The sequence below is a fragment of the Nostoc sp. MG11 genome, from assembly GCF_014904695.1.
GTDB lineage: Bacteria > Cyanobacteriota > Cyanobacteriia > Cyanobacteriales > Nostocaceae > Komarekiella.
In genome coordinates this window covers 51,629-73,593 of record NZ_JACXXN010000001.1, presented here as the reverse complement: position 1 = coordinate 73,593, position 21,965 = coordinate 51,629, and the positions used below count along the sequence as shown (strand labels likewise).

Here is a 21,965-nt window from a genome sequence, read left to right as displayed (position 1 = left end):
GTTGGGTTTCACTGCGTTCAACCCAACCTACAATTATTCTTAACTGAACCGTATTGTGCTAGACCCCCTAGTGTTTATTTCATTTTGTTCAATAGCTTTTAGCCCTTATCGCTCCCATGCTGACCCATCACCGCAAGCCCGTGTGCTTATCACTTATTTCCACTGACTTACCAGTCTGGTCTGTTGTCGAAACTGCCGGAACATTGTATCAGAAAGATACTGATCGCTTCCATTTACTACTGACTGCACCACCCCTAATTAGTTGCGAAGTAGCAAGTTTCCAAAGTCCACAAGATACACTTCCACAAACAAAAAGCAACGTCTACGCTCCCACTAGTCCCAGGATTTTGTGGCTGGAGATTTCCCCTTATCGGGTAATCATGACCATGCAAGGTAACGCTCAAGTAAGTTATCGTCATTTCTGGGAACAGGGCGTTTATGGCATTAGCCGTTTTTGGTTGCCAGCTGAGTCACTGCAACCTAACTACCCCATTCGCTTACGCAATTTTACTAGTAGCCTGTCTCTTACTGGACACCCCTTGCCGGAGCATTTGCGGGTGGAATACGAATTGTGGGCTGAAAAAGTCCAATTGGGCCGCTACGTCCTTAACTTGGAAATTAAGCACTAATAGTCAAATAATTTATAACCTCCCGTGCTAGATCAGAAATTTTGGCGAGGGAGGTTACTTATGTATTCCATCGGGCGGATGCTACTAATTGATGTTCCTTTGCGTACTGATGCCTGAAAGCTGAAGCATTATTTAAAACAATAGCCAAATTCGTTAACAGCTTAATTTCAACTTACGACTGTTATGAGCGTTAGTCACACAGCAAAGCTCAAATTCGTAATTGATAACGGGCTTCGCTAACGTAATTCGTAATTCAAATCAGTAGTAGCTCTGTTCTTCTTTGAGTTACGAATTACGAATTACGAATTAGTAAGAGTTCTACTAGCCAAAATAACTGGGTTGGTTCCCAGGTTTCCATTTAATATTGCAACCAACACTTGGCTTTTGATCATCTGTAACAGGTTTATCGGCTAGTACCGCTTCTATAGCCGCGCGTAAATCTTCTCCTGTTACAGGTTTGCCATTACTAGGGCGACTATCATCTAATTGTCCGCGATAAACAAGTTTGCGATCGCTATCAAATACAAAAAAGTCTGGTGTGCAAGCTGCTGTATAAGCTTTTGCCGTTTCCTGGCTCTCGTCGTAGCATAGAGTAAAAGTAAACCCTTGTTCTGTGGCAAATGCTTTTAACGACTCTGGCGCATCATCTGGATAATTCTTTGCATCATTAGCACTGATGGCAATGATCGCTACATCTTTTGTGAAATAATCTTTTCCTAACTGCGCTAGTTCTTGTTGCACGTGCTTCACGAACGGGCAATGTCTACAAATGAACATTACCAATAGCACTTTTTTATCTGCAAAGGTGGAAAGTGAAGTTGCCTTTCCAGATACAACTTCCGGTAGATGAAAATCTGGTGCTTGAGTGCCTATTGGCAGCATAGTTGAAGCAGTTAAAGCCATAGTTCACCCGACATTTTTAACTTTGAAAACGGCTCTTACTATCAGTATATTTTCACTGTAGCATTAAATTTTCAATAAAATTAGAGACGAGAGATTTCTCGTCTCTTACGTAAGAGTTGCTCTATAAAAACTCAAATTGTTTGTTAAAGGCTTCCCAGAAGACCAAGGATACCGTGTCCTGTAAGTACTTCCAATGCTATCAGAGAGACAAAACCAATCATTGCTAAACGACCGTTGAGCAATTCTGCATAGGTAGTAAACCCTGTGCGATCGCCTTGCTCGTCTACATAAATCTTTGGCTCGATCGCAAAGTTGTTTAGTTTGCCCTGGTCATCAACGATAGCAGTGCTTGTACGCATATAAATTTCCCTGTCTTTTTTGTATGTAAATAAATGTAACAAAGTTGTTAATATTTGTAAAGTAAACTAAGGATAAACTTACATACCAAAGGTGTGGTCTAGCTTGTTAAACTTTTCTCAACAATTTGCTCGACTGGCAGCAGATGTAGTGGTATGTTAACCTAGCTAGTTTTTTAAGTTTTAGCCAACCATGACAGTAGCGGGTAAGGCAACCAAATTTGAGTACAAAGCACTGCACAAGCCTAATCAGCTGAACTATGGCAGTGGGCAAACAGCAGTGATTACAGGATGGACGGTCAAGCAGGCGATCGCTAAACACCTGCAACCGCAAGAGTATGCTGTAATTGGGCAGTTGTACTCGCCCACACGGGGGATAAACTTACTGATTCGCAATTTACTGTTTAATCCCCACGTCCGCTTTTTGGTTGTTCTCAACGCTTCTAAGGAAGATAAGAACGCAGGTGCATGTGAGTGCTTGCTGGACTTTTTCCGTAATGGTGTTGAAGAAAGTTTAAGCGATATTGGGCGCAGAGCTTGGGTAATTCGCTCTCCCATCCCTGGTTACATAGATATTGAAATTAATATTAATACCTTAGAAAAACTGCGGAATTCTGTAGAGTATAAAGAAGTAAAATCAATTACTGAAGCAGTTAATCTAGTTAAGTCTTATGCTCAACGTGAAATACTTGAGCCTTGGGGTTTGCGGCTAGAATTTCCTATGTCTAACGTTGAGCCAACTGTTTTACCAGGAACACGTTACGGACACAGAATAGAAGGTAAGACCATAGCTGAAACCTGGGTAAAAATCATTCATCGGATTAAGACAACAGGAACAATTAGACCAACTGGCTATGATGGGCAATGGCAAGAATTAATCGATTTAATGGCAATCATTACTGATGAGCCTGCTGATTTCTACTTTCCTGAACCTAATTATTTACCAATTGACCGGCCTTTTCTTGAAGAATACGTTTCGCAGATTTTAGATGATGCGCCCTATCGAGAAGGGTTGAAATATACATACGGTCAGCGTTTACGTTCTTGGTTCGGGCGCGACCAAATTGGGCAGGTAATTCAAAAATTAATAGGAGAAATTGATGCTGCTAGTGCAGTGATGAATCTATGGGATGTAAAAGACCACGAGAAAGGTGGTAGCCCTTGTCTTAATCACATTTGGTTGAGAGTTGTTGATAATGAGTTATCACTAACTGCAACTCTTAGAAGCAATGATATGTTTGCTGCATGGCCTGCAAATGCTATGGGCTTGAGAGCTTTACAACGATATATTAGAGATGAAATTGCTAAGCGTTCTAAGTATGAATTGAAAATGGGCCCGCTAATTACTATCAGTCAGAGCGCTCATATATATGATGATACCTGGGATAATGCGGAGAGGTTAATTGCAAATCAATACGCTACAATTTTGAACCAGCGTAGCTATTATGATCCCTCCGGTAATTTTTTAATTGAAGTCGATAGCAAAGAAATAGTTATTTCTCATACAACCGCTGGTAGTGGTGAGGTGATTAAGTCTTATCGTGGCAAAAACCCACTCAACTTATTAAGAGAGATTTGTGCTACTTCTCCAGCAATTCAGCCTGAACATACTGGTTATTTAGGTATCGAACTGCAAAAGGCTAGTAACTGTATTAAAAGTTGCCAGCCTTATATTCAGGATCAGTAAGCAAAAAACCGTAATCCATACAAGTATTTAACAGTGCTTACATAAACATTAGCGACATAAAATTAACCTGTATTTTGCAATACACTAGAACATAGCTTAAAATACGTGTAGCAAAAGTAGCATTTTGATTAAAAAAGTCAGGGCGTCTTATTTAGCTACTGATTAAATGTGCTTGACTTTATAACTACATTTAAATGTGTTTGTAGAAAGTTCTAGTGGTTTGTGAAATAAAGGAGTATTGGATGTCAGTCTTGAGCGATAGAGATATTATTAGGGAACTTGGTAAAAGTATACTTTTTCATCCTCTCAAGCCAGGTAGTATTAATGCTTGTGATTTATGTCTAACTGCTAGCGAATATGCATATGCTATTGGACAGCAAAAACGTTTGGCTATTGAAACAGAACCAAAGAAAGACAAGCCTGGTGAAGAACAGCAATTTTTCTACATACCACCAAGGGATACAGCTCTAGTATGGACTGATGAATCAATCTGGCTAAATAATTATATGTGCGGTTTGATTAACTCAAGGGTGGGTTTAGTCTCTCAAGGTCTAGGCCATCTTGGAACCAGGGTTAATCCTTCTTGGTCAGGTGTTTTGTGCATAGCCCTTCATAATGTCTCAAATGAACCACTAAGAATTAATGTTAGAGACATTAATGAACCGATTGCCTATTTAATGGTTCAAAAATTAAGTTCCCAATCTTCCAAAAACGGGAATATAGATATTCCGGCAAGGCTTGATATTCTTAATAATCTGCCTAATACTAATGAAATATATGCGTTTTTCTCTAAAAGAAAAAATAAATGGATGTCAGATGATAAAATTCAACTAAAAACCCTCTTACTTGAATCACATGAGTATAAGAAACTTAAACGAGGATTTAGTGACATATTTCTACGAATTTTAGGTTCAGATGAACAGACTAGGTGGACGGCAATAGCTGCAATAGGAACAATATTATCAGCTTTTTTTGCAGTACTTCCTTTACTTATGGAAAAAAAGTAAGGATATTTTGTAAGTTAATCAAAAGGAAAATATTATCTATTTAATATGTAAATAGTATGAACAAAGTATATGTATCTGGTGCATTGACTGATGTAGTAAATCTATCAGAAACCAAAGCACTTTATGAAAAAATAGGCTTGCTTTGTCAGGAAATAGGTCTTCAGGCTTATGTTCCACACAAACAAACTGATCCAATAAATAATCCCGATATTAGTCCTCGTGAGGTTTTTGACCAAGATAAATATCAGGTTAGTAGATCAGACTTAGTTATTGCTTATCTTGGCTCACTTTCCTTTGGTGTAGGAATGGAGTTAGCTTATGCAGAAACAAACAAAATTCCTATTATTCTTTTATATGAAACAGGTAAACGGATATCACGATTTCCACGCGGCATTCCCTCTGTGATTGCTGAAATACAATTTCACGATCATGAAGATGCTCTGAACCAACTTAGAAATATTTTAACGAAGTGGAACCCAGAGCATCCACAGTTTCCGTTGTCAGCAAGGCGGTAAAATAAAGTTTGAAATTGACAGATTATGCAAGATATTTCTCCAGTCGAAGAACGCCATCAAAGGCCAACATGGGATGAATACTTTTTGATGTTGGCCAAACTTGCAGCTACTCGCTCAACATGTTTAGCCTTTCCGGTAGGTGCTGTGATTGTTAAAAATAAACAAGTAGTAGCTACAGGTTACAATGGCTCACCATCAGGTTCAGCCCACTGTACTGCTCAGGGCTACTGCTATCCAGGGCTAAATAGCTGCGATGCTAGTAAAACTCTACCATCAAGGGCTGTACACGCAGAAGCAAATGCGATCGCCCAAGCAGCAAAGCATGGAACCGCCACAGATGGTGGAAGTATTTACGTCACTCTAGAACCTTGCCTCTCTTGTTTGAAGTTAATTATCTCCGCAGGGATTCAGGAGGTGTTCTATGAAACTTCTTTCAACTGCGGAGAGAAAGCCTTGGTGAGAGATACCTTTGTCAATGAAGGTTTAGTTACCCTTAAACAGATTGAGCTATCTGAAGCAACGGCACAACAAGCTGCTCAATTTCTCCTAAACCCGACATCTGGTGCTAGAACAGTAAGGTGTGTTCACGAAGTTTAATACACCCTCTTACTTAAGATTATTAAGTTTAAAAACTCAAATTCTAGGAGCGTTTAGGGTCGATGACTGCGGCGGATTTCTGTAATTTGATCTGCTACATCGAGGAGAGATTTCGGCATTTCAGGCCCGGTGAGAATGATATCAACATGAGGAGGGCGTTTTGCTAGAAATGCTAAAACTTCTGTTTCGGGAATTAAACCAAAGTTAATTGCCAAACTTAGCTCATCTAGAACCACGAGAGAATACTTGCTCTCGCATACTACCTGTTGTGTATATTGCCACAGCTTTTGTAAGGCTTGGTTCTCAGCCTCGTCTAAGTGTGGTGTATCAATACAACGAGGCAAATCGCAGCGAATCCAGTCTAAATTTTGTCCTAGTTGTATGGGTCGCTCCTGTCCTTGGCGAATGCCCCCTTTGAGGAACTGTACTATTAGCACTGGTGTGCCTTGACCGGCAATTCTCAGTGATTGAGCCATAACACTCGTAAAAAAGTTACGATGAGAGCTAGTGAAAACTTGCACTAAGCCTTCAACTGGATATGGTGAAGTGAGGGTAGAATTTATACTTTTGGTTTCTAACTGAGCAACCATAGATTAAGTTTAAAAAGTTACGACGAATTACAAAGCTTTTACTGAGAGTAGTTGTTACAAATCTGCCTGCATAATCAGTCTGTTTTTTATAAACATAGTCTCTTGAGCAAATTGCCTTCTTAGTCAAACACTACATTTGTACTAAAGTCAAGAGCTATTTCGATTTACCTTATCGTAGTTATCCTAAAGTTAGTTGTAAAAATTAGAACGTCTAAACTGTAGTTCTAGTGAAATTAAAAGCAGGAATTAGAGGCTAAAAACCATTAGATGTTATATTTCTCAGTTGTTTGGGCAAAACAGAGTTAGAAAGTAACAAATTTGACAGGATGAGGAGTGAATTGTTGTGAGATTGGTGATTCTGGGAGGTTCAGGATCGGGAAAAAGCACTCAAGCAAAGAGGCTTTGCAGATACTTTGATATTCCTCAGATTTCCACAGGTGAGATTTTACGGGAGGCGATCGCTAATCTGAGTCAATTGGGTCATCATGCACGGACGTACGTAGAAAAAGGGGAGCTAGCCCCGGATGAAATGATGATTGAATTGCTCCGAAGTCGCTTTAAACAACCAGATATTAATTGTGGTTGGGTATTAGAAGGTTATCCCCGTACTGCCTTCCAAGCTGAGGAATTGGATTTTTGGTTAGATAATTTAGGGCAAAAGCTAGACTGGGCAATTTATCTACAAGTACCAGAGTCCGTTATGGTTAGTCGTTCCTTAGGGCGTTCTTTGCCAGATGACCAACCTGAAATCGTGCAGCGCCGCGTAGAAATATTCTATGATCGCACCATTCCCATTTTGGAATATTACGACCGTCGCCGCCGTCTGTTGACTGTCAATGGAGACCAGTTTCCAGAAATGGTACAGCAGAACATTCTAACTCTGCTCTCAATTCCTTAGATCAATCTTTGGTGTTCCTGCCTAGTTAAAATTTCATCCTGGGTCTTTGGATGCTGACCCTAAGATATAGCACTCAGTTGATTTACAACACTAAGGTAACCTTAAGGCAGTATTCTATTTGAGGCAACTCCAATGGCTTGGCAGCGTCCAGACGGTCGTCTTCCCTACGAACTCCGTCCAATTAGCTTTTACCCTAGTTTCACTCGCTTTGCTCCCGGTTCCGTTCTGATAAAATGCGGGGACACTCAGGTACTTTGTACCGTTAGCGTTACTCAAGGAGTTCCCAAGTTTCTTGAAGGAAGTGGTAAAGGCTGGTTAACTGCTGAGTATCGGATGCTACCATCAGCCACACAAAAACGGCAAGAAAGGGAGTTATTGAAATTATCTGGACGCACGCAAGAAATTCAACGCTTAATTGGACGCAGCTTAAGAGCAGCAGTGGATTTTGAGGCGCTAGGAGAACGCACGCTGACTGTGGATGCTGATGTATTGCAAGCAGATGCAGGAACTAGGACAACAGCGATTACAGGCTCTTTTGTGGCGTTAGCTCATGCGGTTTCTCAATTGTTACAACAAGGGGTGTTAGAGCGATCGCCATTATCCGGGCAGGTGGCAGCGGTATCTGTAGGATTATTACAGGGAGAGCCATTTTTAGATCTGAATTATACCGAAGATGTATCTGCAACAGTAGATTTCAACGTAGTGATGAATCAACATTTAGAAATTATTGAAGTCCAAGGAACGGCTGAGGAAGGTAGCTTTAGCCGCACTCAGTTGAATCAACTGCTGGATTTCGCTCAAAAAGGAATTCAGCAATTGTTAACCGCTCAACGCCAAGCAATCGCCGATTGGGAAACGCTATTTCTAGGGGATTGGTGACTGGTGATTGGGGATTGGGTACTGGATATTGATTATTTGTTCACTTTCTCCCCTTGTCTACCTTATTCCTCAGTTCCTCAGTTACCAGTCCCTAGTCCCTAGTCCCCGATGTTAAAAGTTTCAAAAGTTAAAAAGGGGAATTGTAATAAGTTCGGTATTGTATTGCTGGAAGTCGGCAATATGATCATCAAGCCATGAATAAAACAGTTGAAGTTTTACCCGATCAGTCAGCACTAGTTGCACGAGCGCTGGAATTGATTCTCTCAGAGTTAAAAACTGCCATTGAGCAACGGGGGCGATTTACAATAGCCTTATCTGGCGGCAGTACACCCAAGCCTTTGTATGAAGCAATCGCTAGTCAAAAACTGCCTTGGGATAAAATTCATGTGTTTTGGGGGGATGAACGTTTTGTTCCACCAGATCATCCTGATAGCAATGAACTAATGTCGCGTCGTGCGTGGCTAGATCGCGTTGATATCCCAGCAGCCAACATTCACGCCGTACCGACTTTGGAAGCTGAACCAGGGCTAGCAGCGGCTAAGTATGAACAACATCTCCAAGAATTTTTTAAGTCTTCACCCGGAGAGTTTCCTTCCTTGGATGTAATATTACTAGGAATGGGTGATGATGCACATACCGCATCTCTGTTTCCCCACACAGAGGCCCTCAAAGTAGGCGATCGCCTCATTACTGTGGGTAACAAAGACGGGAACCCCCGCATAACCTTCACTTACCCCTTCATCAACTCTGCTGGCAGCGTGATTTTTCTGGTTGCTGGTGCTAATAAACGACCAGCTTTGGCTCAAGTCTTTGCACCCGTAGCTGATGACTTCACTTACCCATCCCGTTTGATTCAGCCTCAAGGAAAACTTTGCTGGTTGCTGGATGCAGCAGCCGGTTTGGAACTCCAACCTTAAATTTACCATCAGGAGTAATTGTTAGAATCTAAAGCTAGGATTGCTCCTCTGCCGAACTTCCGATGCCGTCTAAGTGTCCGTAGCGTCTACAGATAGCGCAGCTAAGCCGAGTTCGCGTACTCCTACGGGGAAGCAAGCTACGCAAGCTACGCAAAGAGAAGTCTGAGCGGAGGCTTCCGACGCTCCTACGTCGCTCTAAGCGTAGCCATGCCGCAGGCTTTACGCTGCGCTATCCGTTGGCGCAGCCCGCCGTTGGTATCAGAACTTCGGCAGCGTCTCGTAGAGAGCGTCGACTTCCGCCGTCACAACTCTCTTGCACGCTGTCTTAAAGTAGAAGTGTCTACGGAGTTATCTCTAATTGCCAGTAATAATTGTACGATGATCTTGAACAAAGGCTAATATCGATGATCGTCTGCCCTAATTGCAATCATCCCAACCCTGATGGTGCTGTCCAGTGTGAAGCTTGCTATACGCCGTTACCAGCGACTACTAACTGCCCTAGTTGTGGGGCAACTGTGCAGGCAGATGCCGCTTTCTGCGGTCAGTGTGGCTATAATTTACACTCAGCACCCGCTGCACACGTTGCAACAGCAGTAACACCAACAGTGGCTCCCGACATTCCTGTGGAAGTACCGCCGTTAGTTACGCCTGATCCACTTTTAGAACTTTCACAACCAGATTCGTTAGAAATCAGTAGTACCAACTCTTATCCCCCTGTTGCCTCATCTTTACCACCAACAGCGGTGGCAGCTCAACCACAAGCAATGGCTACAGAAAACAGCACCCCAACGCCACTGCCAAGCGTCCCTGAACAACCCGTATTTGAGCAAGAAATCCCGACTCCCCCCCCTCTGGAACCAGTGGCTACTCAACCAACGCCACCCCCTGAACCAGTCTCAGCCCCGCAATCGCCTCTGCCAGCAGCATCAAATGTAACTGCTGCCAGAACTCAATTGCAGCAGGTGACAGCGCGGTTGTTCCACGTCCAAAGCGACCGAGAAATTGAATTACCGCAAAATCTGACTGTCATTCATATCGGCAAGCCCAATGACCGTATTCCCCCGGATATAGATGTATCAGGATTTCCCAATTCGGAAATTGTCTCACGGATTCATGCAGATATTCGCCTTGAGGCAGGCGCTCACTATATAGAAGATGTAGGCAGTTCTAATGGTACTTACATTAACAATTTGCCGCTATCATCGGGGAATCGACATCGCTTGCGAGCAGGCGATCGCATCAGCCTAGGTAAGGGAGACATGGTAACATTCATTTTTCAACTGTCTTAGCTGATTGTTAATCAGAGCATCACAAAGGCGGCGGATAACTTTATTCGTTATGTGTAGCGTCTTAGTTTACCACCGTCGCTTTGAGGTGCAAATTGCTGTATTCTCCAGCAACTCCAGCATTTTATTATTTACACTAGGATGGATAAAAGTACACTCCGGTAATTGAGATAATTACGTTCAGGAAAGTGATCCATGAGGAAATCAGGCAAAGATTTTGAAACCTTGCTCAACAAAGAAGCCCCGCCAGTTGTTGAACGCATGGGGCTAACTTGGCTGATTGGAGCAGCGATCGCCACTACTTTGCTATGGCAAGTTCCAGGGGGCGATTATATTTTATACCCATTTACGATCTTGGCAACTTGGTTTCACGAAATTGGTCACGGCTTGATGGCTCTGCTACTAGGAGGACAGTTTCAGAAATTAGAGATTTTTAGTAGTGGTTCCGGTGTGGCAACTTATGGCCTCCGGTCGTCATTGGGGCCTATTGGCCCGGCTTTGGTTGCAGCAGCAGGACCAATGGGCCCGCCTCTTGCCGGTGCGGCTTTGATTTTGGCTTCTCGCAGTTTTAGAGCAGCTTCCCTAAGTTTGAAAATTTTAGGAAGCTTTTTGCTGTTTTCAGCATTAATTTGGGTGCGTTCTTTGTTTGGATTAGTAGCAATTCCCCTGCTAGGTTTGATTATCCTAGGTATTGCCTTAAAAGCTCCTCGCTGGGCACAGGGTTTTGTCATTCAATTTTTAGGCGTACAAGCTTGTATAAGCACGTATCATCAGCTTGATTATCTATTTAGCTATAGTGCTGGTTATCTAGGACTTTCGGATACAGCACAAATGCAGCGGTATTTAATTTTACCCTATTGGTTTTGGGGTGGATTTATGGCGATCGCGTCTCTGGTGATTTTAGTCCAAAGTCTCCGCGTTGCCTATCGTTCGTAGTGTTAGTTAATTAGCTAACTAGTGCTTTAGCTTCAACTTCTGGTTGAGCACGAATTTCATTTGGACAAGGACGACCTTGTTCAACGTCAGAAATATTAGCAAAAGTCGTTTCGGCAATATTGTGCAGAGCTTCTTCTGTAAAGAAGGCTTGATGTCCGGTAATAAGTACATTAGGAAATGTTGTCAGGCGTTGGAAAACATCATCTTGGATGATTTCGCCAGATAAATCTTCAAAGAACAATTCCGATTCTTGCTCGTAAACATCCACACCGAGAGAGCCTATTTGGCGCGACTTTAGTCCTTCGATGACTGCTTGGGTATCAATCAGCGCTCCTCGGCTGGTATTAATTAACATAACCCTTGACTTCATCTGTTCTATAGCCTCGGCGTTAATCAAGTGATGAGTTTCGGGAGTCAAAGGACAATGTAAGGAAATGATATCGGAGTTGGCAAATAGCTCACGTAACTCAACATACTTCCCACCCAATACCTCTAATTCTGAATTACGATATACGTCATAGGCGAGTATGTCACAGCCAAACCCCTTCATAATCTGTCCTAAAATCAGACCGATTTTTCCAGTACCGATAATCCCTACTGTGCGTCCATTCAGATTAAACCCCAACAGTCCTTCTAAAGAGAAATTGGCTTCTCGGACGCGGTTATAAGCACGATGAATTTTACGATTGAGGCTCAAAATCAATCCAACGGCATGTTCTGCCACTCCATAGGGTGAGTAAGCAGGAACACGCACAACAGTAATCCCTAAGTCTGCTGCGGCTTGTAAGTCTACATTGTTAAACCCTGCACAGCGAAGCACAACTAGACGAGTTCCATTAGAGGCAAGAATCTCTAAAGTTGAAGCATCAACTTGGTCATGTACAAATACACAAACTGCTGGAAATCCGGCGGCTAAGATAGCGGTATCTCTACTCAAACGGGGTTCAAAAAACACCAACTCATGAAGAAAGTGGTTTGCGGAGGTATTTTCCGTTGAGAGTTGGGTGGGAGAATTTGCAGCTTCTAAAAACTGCCGATCATAGGCTTTTGTACTGAAAACTGCGACTTTCATGCAAAACCTCAGGCTGTATGCTGCAACATGTTTTTCCAGTACATGATAGCTTGTGAGTGAGATGAGCGATGCTTGGGTTAGGCTGCGTCTACGCCTCTTCTATAACTACCAGCCATAGGCGTTAGAGTTTCTCTGGCTAATTCCACAGCTACAGCAAAACTTTAGAATTTTAGGTAGAGTGGTAAATCTCAACTCAAACCTTGATAACTGTTCACTATTCACTGATTTAAACTGGCGTTTCAGTGTCGAAATACTCACGCCATCTACTGATCAGACCATCTTTGAAATCAACAACAATAACGTCATCAGCTTTGTTGCGGCGACCTGTGGCTTTATGAATGTCTTGATAGTACCACTCAACTGCGGCTTGGTTATTCTCAACGATAATTCGCTGGATGTCAATTTTCACATCTGAATACTGCTGAGCAAAATGGGTTATTTCTGCTCGAATTTCTGCTCGACCTTGCCATTTTTTTCCTGGGACAATAATTTCTCCATCTGGTGTAAACATCTGGGCAAGAGCATCAGCATCTTGAGCAACCCAGGCTTCTTTAGATTTGTTAATTAGTGTCAGAATATCTTCTTGATTCATATTATCTTGATTTCCAAATGCATCTGAACTGAATAAATCTATTCCAAATAAGATTAGTATTATTATTAAACCTTTAATTAAAATTTTTCTCCAGTCTTTCATACTCCTTTTTTCCAGAACCAAGTTTAATTTATATTCTAAAATAGTGAAGTTAAATCAATAACAGAATCAATTAAAATATACCCTGAGATAGACAATAGTAATTAATACACCTATTTCCGCAGCTTAACAGAGATTCCTCCCCTAGAAGGACTAATTACAAGCAAGCAGATTGCTATGATTATCCTATGACAATCAGCACTGGATGGGTGTTATGCCGCTGTGGCCTATTGTCGTGTATCAAAGGAGAGCGATGTCAGATACGCGAACAGTGTACAGATTTGCCATGAAAGGTGTGGAGTTTTTATCGCTTCCTCCACTTTGTTGCCACCAAAGGAAGGCTAAACCCTTCATCAGAGCGGTCTGAGGTGGTAGGCTTCTGGTATGAGCTTCTTGTAGACAAGATTCCCGATTTTTTGAGAAAGTCGAGGATACTAGTGCAGCTGTTCGATTAACTCTATAATTTGCTGATAATATTCTGTGTTTCCTTCTTGGAAATACAGGTCGGCAGATTTTTGGAAATCGGCAATTGCTTCTTGATAGTCTCCTAAATTTTGGCGGATATCTGCCCGAACGATGTAGGCTGAAGTCCAATGAGGCTGATACTGCAAGGCTTGATTCAAGTCTGTAAGCGCTCCTTGCAAATCTCCCAATAGAGAACGGCTACGACCTCTGTTGAACCAATCTTCAGCAAAGCTAGAGTTAAGCGCAATTGCTTGATTGTAATCTTCTATTGCTCCTTGATAATCTTGCAGGGCATAGCGAGCATTGGCGCGATCGCTATAAAATGCAGCAGATTGAGGATTTATCTGCAAAGCTTGGGTATAATCTGTGATCGCACTTTCATAATCTTCTAGGGCATAACGGGTAGAACCCCGATTATAATAAGCCTCAACCAGATTAGGATTAAGTTGTAATGCTTGATCGTAATCTGTAATCGCCCCTTGTTCATCTCCGATAAGGCGGCGAGCATTACCCCGGTTACAGTATGCTTGAGAAAAGTCAGGTACAATCTCTATCGCTTGCGTGTTATCTTCAATTGCTCCTTGGAAATCTTGCAAAGCTTCGCGGGCAATACCTCGACCATAGTAAGCTGAGGCTAAGTTATGATTAATCTGCAATGCCTGATCATAATCTTTAATTGCTCCTTTATAATCTCCTAAAGAACGACGAGCAGCGGCGCGATCGCAGTATCCTTCAGCTAGATGGGGATTGAGTTGTAATAGTCGATTGCTATCTTCAATTGCGCCTTGATAGTCTCCCAGTTGGCGACGAGCATTAGCCCGAAAGCCGTAGACTAAAGCTAAAGTCGGATTTTCTTGTAATGCCTGATTATAGTCTGCGATCGCTCTTTGATAATCCCCAAGTATGCTAAGTACAAGACCCCGTTCGTAGTATGCTTGGATATCATCAGGATTCAGCTTCAGAGCTTGATTAAAGTCTTCAATTGCCCGGTGATAGTCTTTGAGGTGAGAAAGAACAAGACCTCGGTTGTAGTATCCTCCTGCAAAGCTGGGGTTGATTTTTAATGCATAGTTGTAATCGGCGATCGCGCTTTGATAGTCTGCTAGAGCGTAGTAAGCATTACCTCGATTATGGTAAGCCTCTGCTAAATTGGGATCTAACTGTAATGCCTGGTTATGATCAGCGATCGCTTGTTGATAGTTTCCTAAAATATAGTAAATATTACCCCGATTGCTATAAGCTGCGGCAAAATGAGGATACCACTGTAAAGCTTGTTGGAAATCTGCAATTGCTCCTTGATAGTCGCCGCGATCAAAACAAGCTACACCCCGGTTATGGAATGCTTTGGCAATATCAAAATTAATATAGGTAGCTAACTGAGTACTCTTTTCTATTGCTTGATGATAATCTGTGATCGCTTTGTCATAGTCTTCCAAAGCAAAGTAGGCATTACCCCGACTGTGGTAAGATTCAGCCAAGTTGGGATTAATTTGTAATGCTTGGTTATGCTCAGCGATCGCTCCCTCATAATCGGTTAAAAAGTAATGAGCATTAGCCCGGTGACAGTAAGCTGTAGCAAAATTGGGACTGATTTCTATTGCTCTATTAAAATCTGCGATCGCACCATGATAATTTTTAAGTTCACCACTTAGAATAATACCTCGGTTATGGTAGGCTTCTGCATAGTCAGGATTTAACTTGAGTGCTTGAGTGTAAGCTGCGATCGCTCCTTGATAATCTCCTTGTAAATTGTTGTTTAATCCCTGATTGAAAAAATCTTCAGCATTCATGTAATTTTTTTGAGTTTTAACACTCCCTTGCTTTTAGCGACGGGATTCTTGATGATTACGTATCTTTATTATGTAATGCTTTATAACACAATACAGTTCAGTTAAGCCCAAAAAATTAAATTATGTAGGTTGGGTTGAGGAACGAAACCCAACGTTTGCAGGCCTTTGTTGGGTTGAACGCAGTGAAACCCAACCTACAATTATTCTTAACTGAACCGTATTGCTTTATAACAGCCCTTCGCTTTCATTCTTGGTTCATTACTTGTACAAGGATAGTCACCAGAGTACAAACTTGTTTATTATAAATAGTTGGACGCTGGTGTAAGGATTAGATCTTTGATAATGGAAGAGTCGGCGTAGATGCTATGTAGCCTGCTTTTACAGGCTCAGGTTTTGTAATCTCAAACTTCCAGTCTGAGGAATAATTAGTTATCTCATATCCAGCACTTTTAACATGAGCCAACATTAATTCATCTCGTTGATGCCAAACTGCAAATATTTTTTCTCTGCCATCATTAAGCGTTTCTGAATCAATTTGATAAACTTCATTTAATCGCTTCAGCTTTAAACCCAACAAATTTAACAGTCGGCTGAGTATTTTCATTCCCGAAACTTGCTCTTTCTCACTATCTAAGCTAATACCAAGCGCTCTTTTAATATGTTTACTATGCTGAAACGCAACATTTTTTAGCAATATTAAATCAGCGTCGTTTTCAGTAAATCTTCGTTCTAATTCAAGAAATTGTAGCATTCCTAAAGCTCTCATTGCTTCAACTTTTAGTGTGTAAGTTTTTAAATCTGGTAAAAAAACTTTCCCTTCTCCCCAAGACAACTGCTGATGCCATTCTTGCTGATCTCTGACATGAAAATACTCACTTTCATGAGTTAGATAATAGTGAATTAACAATTGACAATAATATCCTTGTTCATCTTGCAATTTCAGCATGGGAGTAACTTCTATTCCATACCTTTGTCTGAGAAGATATTTATTGATTTGGTTACGTTCTGCATCAGTAAGAGAATGTTTAGCTAATAGCTGCTCATATTCTACGTAATCAATATCCCTCGCCTTAGCTACAGCCGCCGCGGCTGCTAATTGATTTTGCTGCTTAATTTCTTTAATTTTCCGCTTAATTTCTTTAGCTTTCTGGCGGCTTTGTACCCAATCTTTTTGAACTTTGACAATTTCTAAAATTAATCTTCTGCGGGTAGCTAAGTCGTTAGGATCAGTCGCCATAAAAGCTAAGCGTAAATCTCGAATAATATTATTATGAACAGCGTTACTTCGCATCTGTATTTTATGCCCATCAGCAATTAAACCATCTTGCATCGATTGACGGTAGAGGCGAATAGAAGCATTTACTCTTGCAGATAACTTTGCCCAAGTTCGCAAATGAATAGGATCATAAACTAAAGGCAAATCCACATCTATTTTATGTAGTGGACTCAGCAAAGCTAAGTTTTCCTTTTGATTTTCCTGATACCAATCAGATAGCGATCGATAATTTGTACTACCACTACCAATTAAGCCAATACCTCGCTTAGCACACCAGACAATACGCGGCACATCATCTCGTACTCTTGCTAATGCTTGTCGTGCTTCTGAGTCAGGAATTACCCCTTGAAAGACGCCGTAAACCCGGTCAAAGTGCTGGACATCAATACTAATTCCTGTACCAAGGCTAGGGGTTACAAAAACGCCATCATATTCAGGTATTTTTTGATTAATAGCTGCTATAAAATCAACCGCTGCGTGACCAGGCGTGTTTGTCGTATGGCTACTAACTACGAGGGTTTTAGGAAATTGCCGTCGTAGTTTTTGTAAGCGCTCTTTTAGATAACGTTCGATTGTTTCACAACTATAACGCCCAGAGCGACTATCAGTAGTCACGTAACATTTACGTCCTGCAAGTAAATCTAATTCCAGTTGATGAATTAGCGGCGTTGGGTTAGGAGAATCGTAAAAAGTAACATCCCAACCTTGTTGAGGTTTCCATTGATTTACAACCACCCAAGGCATTAATTTAATTCCTGCTAATCCTTGCAAATATTCTAAGGAAACATCTGATAAATCAGCATCTTGAGCAATTACTAACCCTCCAGTTGTCAGAACTGTAGCAATTAGTTGCTGGAATAATTTTAAAATTTTGACACGCTTGTGTTTACAAGTATTACTATTGAGTAGATGCCACAAAGATTGCTCTACTTCATCTAAAATTACTATTGCCCCGCGCCAGTTTTCAGGGTTAAGTTTCCAAATAGAATCAACACATAATCCCAAAGAATGGAGCGGATAGCGCGAGTGCAAAATTGGAGGAGTGGAGGAAAGTGCTTTATAATTTTCCCATTCTCCAACTCTTCCCTTCTCTCCGTCTTCTTTACCTATTCCCCATTGAATACCAATTTTTTCACACAAAAACCGCCCCAAAATAATTCTATGAGTAATTAATAAAACAGGTTGATTTCTACTTTTGGCTTGTTTAACAACGCTTTGAAGTGCTGTAGTTTTACCCGTTCCTTTTGCTGATTTTACTCCTACTAATCCAGAGGTGGGGAAAGGGATTTCACCTATATAGGGACGGTTGATGGTGAGCGTAGCTGGAATTGTTAACTCTGTGTGAGGTTTAGTTTGAGCAAGGTAAATTTCTAAATCAACGCTTTGACGATAAATTTTATCGAAAGCAGTTGCACCTTTAGCAACAATAAATTCATCAACTCCTTTTTCTATCCCTGGAAGTTCGACAACTTTAACCGAGCAATTTTTTTGTTGAAACAAACAACCAAGTTGAGAAATAGCATTATTTATAGCAGCAATTTTTTTTGGTTGAGTTTCATAATCAAAGCAAATATAAAAGCTACGCTTTGTAATAGCAAACTTCGCTAAGTCGGGAATCAGCTGACGACGGGTGACTTTGCCGAACTCATCTTTGACAACCCGATAACTGCTGGTAATTCCAGGAATACCAATAGCTGCATAGCCTTGTGTCAACAATGCTGCTGCTTTCTTGACACCCTCGCAGATGATTAGGGGGATATTCTGTTGCATCACCCATTGCCAGAAGCCTTCAGCTTCGCCATCGGGGGTAATGCTGATATTGTCAGGCATGACTAGGTTGTAACGCTGGGCGACTTGCTGCCATACTTGCAGCGATACCCGTAAACAAAACACTCGTGTTGATGTACTGGGTGGATGCTCGTATTTAACGAACTTACCATTGTTATTTTGTCGGGGTTTGTTTGGCTTAAAGCATCCCCACTCCATTATCTGCCAATCATTTAGAGGATCTAGTCCAGAACACCACCAACCGCCTTCAGTAATATGAGCATAACGGTGCAACCAGCTGCTTTTCACCATTCCCGTATTAGTACGGGGAAGTAGCTCAGAAATTAACAGGTACTCATAGGCATTCTCGCCTTGAAGAGACTTAAAATTGAGCTGTATCAGGTGTAAATCTATGCCACTGCTCTTGACTAATTCTTCAAGGTGTTGTGGGTGTAAATGTTGCAGATGCATAGGACAAGGCGCGGGAGGAGGACGATGAGATTAAAACACTAACATGCATCTGCTAGTTATTCATAAGAGAGATTGCGAGGTCTTAATGATGCTTTTTTTACTTCGTTGTCGGAGATACATCGGTTAAGACTTCAGTGGGTTATTCTGCCTATTAGATTCCTGAAGTAATAATTTTGTATTGTAATATTTGTTTAGTGTTATTTTTTATTTATCAGTATATTTATCCATTAAGGAATGCGATCGCTAGAGGGGTTGCAGCAACGATCGCTATAGGGTAACATCTTCATCTACTTCAGAACTGTACACTGAGCATCCATCTGTTACCAAGCCTCATGTTTGGGATGTGACATCTCTGAGATGAATCAAGACAAAAACGCTCAATTGACAGAATCCTAAAGGTATACTGATAAAACTTTGAGATAGCCAAGGCTATTAATTTTTCTTTCGCAAACAAGGCTAATACAGATACATTGAGGTAACACTTTTACTCAAGTAGCACGGTAACTTCAAAAACTAATTGGAGGTAAAATAAACAACAACCTTCCAAACAAGTTCAATCTGCTTTATAAACCCTTTGCTTTTGTTCCGAATGTAGGAAATATGGCTTTGTACTTTTTGAGTATACCGTGTGCTTGTTTCATCACTGGCTATTTTTTATTAAAAAAAACTAATAATGAAATCTCACATTTAGTAGCTGTATTTGCAGCTATCAGCCTGATTTTGGGTTTAATGTTAGCTCCTTGGCAGATTTTACTTCTACTATTAATTCTTATTCTTATCAGTACAAGCTACGAATACTACACAAGCAAGGTGGTCAGCAGGGAAACACAACATCCACAACAGCCAGTTCCCAAATCTGAACCAGATTATAACTTAATCTACCGTGGGGCTTCCTATCGTGCTGACCTTGATGCCAAATCAAATGGAGTAACCGTACCATTAGTAACCCATAAATTGAGCTTTAGGGGATGTAATTATTTTGTTCGCGCTGATCCTAATGTCCAATCGACTGAAATAATTACACCACCAGTAATCTATAAATTGAGCTTTAGGGGAAGCGCCTATTCTATAAACAGAACTGCACATAGAGAAATTAAAGAGCGAAGAATGTAACAAAAATAGCTGAAATTATCTGTAAAGTCATACCTAATTCAAAGCTGACAAAAAACCTATTTTGAAAGATAGGGGCTATGAGTTACACTGTTCAATAAAAATCGTGGCTGTAAGCATGGATTCTCTCAAAGAAAAGATTTTGGAGAAACTAGAAGACCTCTCGAAAAATGCACAACAGTAAGTTTTAGATTTCGTTGAGTTTCTAGAGTAGCGAAAGAAGAACTGTCAGGAAACTCAGCTAAACGACTACAATGAAGTAACCGATAAACTGAACTATTTTTAGAGTTTTAATTAGTCTGGTGCATAGTCTATTTTCGTTAGAACTGCTGGATAATTGATTGCTATTTAGAAACGCATTATTTTTAATAAATTAGTTTGTGCAGTTGAATTTATTTAATAATAATCAGAAGAGTGTTCTTTCAAAGAAACACTCTTCTCTAGAATTCTAGCTATCAGCAGTTTTATAGCTGATAACTAAATTATCATTAAGCCCCCACAGCTTCCTTGGCAGCGTACAACACCTCAGCGTTGATTTCTTTGAAACCGCGATCGCGGGCAAATTTCTCAGTATTTCGCTTCACTTTACCGCGAACAAATCCAGGAATCTTATTCAATTCTGCTTGACCATCTTTTGTCCAGTTGAGGTCAGAATCAGCAGAAATTCCTCTAGTAATTACTTCTTTGGTATCGTGACCACCGAAGATTTCTAACAGGTGATCTTCCATTCCCAAAGTGAAGGAATTGTAGATCAAATCTGTAATCTGATTCGTCCCTTCGTAACCCATAAATGGTTTGTAGCCAATGGGGAAGTTTTGGACGTGGATTGGTGCAGCAATTACGCCGCAGGGAATATCCAAGCGCTTACCAACGTGGCGTTCCATTTGAGTACCGAAAATAGCAGAGGGTTCGACGCGGGCGATCGCATCCCCAATTGCACCGTGATCTTCGGAGATTAGCACTTCATCGCAATACTCGCTTACCTGTTCGCGGAACCAGTCTGCATCATATTTACAGTAGGTTCCAGCCCAAACAACGTGAATCCCCATTTCTCGCGCCAGAATCTTGGTAATGGCGGCGGCGTGGGTGTTGTCACCAAAGACCACAGCTTTTTTGCCAGTCAAGTTTTGACAGTCAATAGAACGGGAGAACCAAGCAGCTTGAGATACATGCAAGGTTTGCTCGTTGATAAAGTCTTCGTAGTCAACTTCTGCGCCTTGAGCGTTGATTACCTGCTGAATCTTGCGAATACAACGGGCAGTTTCCACTACACCCATTGGAGTAATGTCTATATAAGGTGTGCCGAATTGTTCTTCTAGGTAACGAGCTGTGGTTAAACCGAGTTCACGGTAAGGCACTAGGTTAAACCAGGCTTTAGGCATCTTCTTCAAGTCGTTCACCGAAGCACCTTCGGGAATTAAGGTATTTACCTCAATCCCCAAGTCAGCCATCAACCGTTTGAGTTCGGTGCAGTCGTGATTGTTGTGGAAACCGAGGGTAGTAGTACCGATAATGTTAACTGAGGGCTTCGCTGTTTTGCCTTCAGGCAATTCGCCCCGCTTGCGGGCTTTCTCTATGTAATATTGGACGATTTGATCTAGAGTGCGATCGGCTGCTTGCAGTTCGTTGTAGCGGTAATGGTTCACATCCGCCAGCATTACGTCTCCTTTTGCTTCCAGCTGCGCTCGTTCGACAAAGTTGTGCAGGTCTTCTTGCAAAATGCTGGAGGTGCAAGTAGGAGTTAACACAATCAGATCAGGGTGTTCCTCGGCATCCTTGCGGGTAATGTTATCTACCACCTTCTCTTGAGAGCCACGTGCCAAAACGTTACGGTCAACGACACTAGTTGTCACCGGAGTAAAATCCCTCTCCCGCGATAGCATGGAGCGCATTACGTTAAAGTAGTCATCGCCAATGGGGGCGTGCATGATCGCATGAACGTTTTTAAAAGAACTAGCGATCCTGAGAGTGCCGATGTGGGCTGGGCCTGCATACATCCAGTAAGCCAATTTCATGTTTGTGTCTCTACCCGATAATATGTGGACTATAAGTGCTTGATTATTAAGTCGTTTCTGATTGTCTCAAAAGTTGTAGCCTTGATGAAGTGAAGACTTGTAAGGGTT

At 41.5% G+C, this 21,965-nt stretch carries 19 protein-coding genes; 11 read left to right on the top strand and 8 right to left on the bottom strand.

Annotated features, from left to right (window positions below; genetic code table 11):
• Positions 1-116 precede the first annotated feature (116 nt).
• A complete protein-coding gene (locus HCR01_RS00335; RefSeq protein ID WP_193193459.1) occupies positions 117-629 on the top strand; it encodes a hypothetical protein in 513 nt (170 codons plus the stop codon).
• Positions 630-950: 321 nt separating this feature from the next.
• Here the strand turns inward: HCR01_RS00335 and HCR01_RS00330 are convergent, their stop codons facing one another.
• Both HCR01_RS00330 and HCR01_RS00325 read right to left on the bottom strand, forming a co-directional pair.
• Positions 951-1,532 (bottom strand): thioredoxin family protein, encoded by a 582-nt coding sequence (locus tag HCR01_RS00330; protein WP_193193457.1) that lies wholly within the window; start codon positions 1,530-1,532, stop codon positions 951-953.
• A 143-nt stretch (positions 1,533-1,675) separates the two neighbouring features.
• Complete coding sequence (locus HCR01_RS00325) at positions 1,676-1,891, bottom strand: chlorophyll a/b-binding protein (RefSeq protein WP_191757526.1); 216 nt, start codon at positions 1,889-1,891, stop codon at positions 1,676-1,678.
• 190 nt (positions 1,892-2,081) lie between these two features.
• On the opposite strand from HCR01_RS00325, the gene HCR01_RS00320 reads away from it, so the two are divergent.
• The 4 genes from HCR01_RS00320 to HCR01_RS00305 all read left to right on the top strand — a co-directional run bounded on the left by HCR01_RS00320 (position 2,082) and on the right by HCR01_RS00305 (position 5,694).
• Complete coding sequence (locus HCR01_RS00320; protein ID WP_193193454.1) at positions 2,082-3,575, top strand: thymidylate synthase; 1,494 nt, start codon at positions 2,082-2,084, stop codon at positions 3,573-3,575.
• Positions 3,576-3,817: 242 nt separating this feature from the next.
• Positions 3,818-4,582 (top strand): dCTP deaminase domain-containing protein, encoded by a 765-nt coding sequence (locus tag HCR01_RS00315; RefSeq protein WP_193193452.1) that lies wholly within the window; start codon positions 3,818-3,820, stop codon positions 4,580-4,582.
• 56 nt (positions 4,583-4,638) lie between these two features.
• The gene (locus HCR01_RS00310) at positions 4,639-5,097 is read left to right on the top strand and encodes a nucleoside 2-deoxyribosyltransferase (protein WP_193193450.1); all 459 of its coding nucleotides are present in this window, start codon (positions 4,639-4,641) and stop codon (positions 5,095-5,097) included.
• A 24-nt stretch (positions 5,098-5,121) separates the two neighbouring features.
• Positions 5,122-5,694 (top strand): deoxycytidylate deaminase, encoded by a 573-nt coding sequence (locus HCR01_RS00305; protein ID WP_193193448.1) that lies wholly within the window; start codon positions 5,122-5,124, stop codon positions 5,692-5,694.
• 53 nt (positions 5,695-5,747) lie between these two features.
• On the opposite strand, the gene HCR01_RS00300 is transcribed toward HCR01_RS00305, so the two are convergent.
• Positions 5,748-6,284: a P-loop NTPase family protein gene (locus HCR01_RS00300; protein WP_193193446.1), complete on the bottom strand. Its 537-nt coding sequence runs from the start codon at positions 6,282-6,284 to the stop codon at positions 5,748-5,750.
• Positions 6,285-6,627: 343 nt separating this feature from the next.
• Between HCR01_RS00300 and HCR01_RS00295 the strand changes: the two genes are divergently transcribed.
• The 5 genes from HCR01_RS00295 to HCR01_RS00275 all read left to right on the top strand — a co-directional run bounded on the left by HCR01_RS00295 (position 6,628) and on the right by HCR01_RS00275 (position 11,200).
• The gene (locus HCR01_RS00295; RefSeq protein ID WP_193193444.1) at positions 6,628-7,182 is read left to right on the top strand and encodes an adenylate kinase family protein; all 555 of its coding nucleotides are present in this window, start codon (positions 6,628-6,630) and stop codon (positions 7,180-7,182) included.
• Positions 7,183-7,314: 132 nt separating this feature from the next.
• A complete protein-coding gene (gene rph / locus HCR01_RS00290; protein WP_193193442.1) occupies positions 7,315-8,061 on the top strand; it encodes a ribonuclease PH in 747 nt (248 codons plus the stop codon).
• A 194-nt stretch (positions 8,062-8,255) separates the two neighbouring features.
• Positions 8,256-8,978 carry a 6-phosphogluconolactonase gene (gene pgl / locus HCR01_RS00285; RefSeq protein WP_193193440.1) on the top strand — a complete coding sequence of 241 codons (723 nt, stop codon included), beginning with the start codon at positions 8,256-8,258 and terminating at the stop codon, positions 8,976-8,978.
• A 404-nt stretch (positions 8,979-9,382) separates the two neighbouring features.
• A complete protein-coding gene (locus tag HCR01_RS00280; RefSeq protein ID WP_193193438.1) occupies positions 9,383-10,267 on the top strand; it encodes an FHA domain-containing protein in 885 nt (294 codons plus the stop codon).
• A gap of 192 nt (positions 10,268-10,459) precedes the next feature.
• Entirely contained in the window at positions 10,460-11,200 is a 741-nt protein-coding gene (locus HCR01_RS00275; protein WP_193193436.1) for a M50 family metallopeptidase, read from the top strand.
• A 10-nt stretch (positions 11,201-11,210) separates the two neighbouring features.
• Here HCR01_RS00275 and HCR01_RS00270 read toward each other — a convergent pair whose 3' ends face one another.
• From HCR01_RS00270 to HCR01_RS00255, 4 genes are all read right to left on the bottom strand, one after another.
• Entirely contained in the window at positions 11,211-12,272 is a 1,062-nt protein-coding gene (locus tag HCR01_RS00270; RefSeq protein ID WP_193193434.1) for a 2-hydroxyacid dehydrogenase, read from the bottom strand.
• Positions 12,273-12,498: 226 nt separating this feature from the next.
• Complete coding sequence (locus tag HCR01_RS00265) at positions 12,499-12,864, bottom strand: nuclear transport factor 2 family protein (protein ID WP_193193432.1); 366 nt, start codon at positions 12,862-12,864, stop codon at positions 12,499-12,501.
• 533 nt (positions 12,865-13,397) lie between these two features.
• The gene (locus tag HCR01_RS00260; RefSeq protein ID WP_193193430.1) at positions 13,398-15,218 is read right to left on the bottom strand and encodes a tetratricopeptide repeat protein; all 1,821 of its coding nucleotides are present in this window, start codon (positions 15,216-15,218) and stop codon (positions 13,398-13,400) included.
• Between the two features lie 328 nt (positions 15,219-15,546).
• Complete coding sequence (locus HCR01_RS00255) at positions 15,547-18,732, bottom strand: plasmid replication protein, CyRepA1 family (protein ID WP_193193428.1); 3,186 nt, start codon at positions 18,730-18,732, stop codon at positions 15,547-15,549.
• Between the two features lie 600 nt (positions 18,733-19,332).
• Between HCR01_RS00255 and HCR01_RS00250 the strand changes: the two genes are divergently transcribed.
• Positions 19,333-19,845, top strand: coding sequence for a hypothetical protein (locus HCR01_RS00250; protein WP_193193426.1), 513 nt, complete (start codon positions 19,333-19,335; stop codon positions 19,843-19,845).
• A gap of 485 nt (positions 19,846-20,330) precedes the next feature.
• Here the strand turns inward: HCR01_RS00250 and bchB are convergent, their stop codons facing one another.
• Complete coding sequence (bchB, locus tag HCR01_RS00245; protein WP_193193424.1) at positions 20,331-21,857, bottom strand: ferredoxin:protochlorophyllide reductase (ATP-dependent) subunit B; 1,527 nt, start codon at positions 21,855-21,857, stop codon at positions 20,331-20,333.
• Positions 21,858-21,965 lie beyond the last annotated feature (108 nt).